The 246-nt window shown below is 57.3% G+C and carries 1 protein-coding gene; it reads left to right on the forward strand.

What is annotated here, in order from left to right:
• Positions 1–40: 40 nt before the first annotated feature.
• The coding region (locus SB724_RS21370) for a PAS domain-containing protein (RefSeq protein ID WP_410573029.1) at positions 41–246 on the forward strand (206 nt) is incomplete at its 3' end.

Genomic DNA, 246 nt, shown 5'->3' on the forward strand with positions numbered 1-246 from the left:
GTTTAACTGGGAGGAGGGGGACCTAGTCGGGCGCTCGTTCATGGCTCTTATCCACCCGGATGATATGCAGGCAACACTGGCCGAAGTCAGCAAACTCAGCGAAGGAGCAACAACCTTCTCGTTCGAGAACCGCTATCAGGCTCGGGATGGTGGCTATCGGACGATTTCATGGACCGCCGTTCCGGATGACAATTACATTCATGCGGTCGGACGCGATGTGACCGACGAACGTGAGGCTGCCGCAGC

The organism is Bacillus sp. SIMBA_031 (assembly GCF_046535225.1).
Classification (GTDB): Bacteria; Bacillota; Bacilli; order Bacillales; family Bacillaceae; genus Bacillus; species Bacillus velezensis.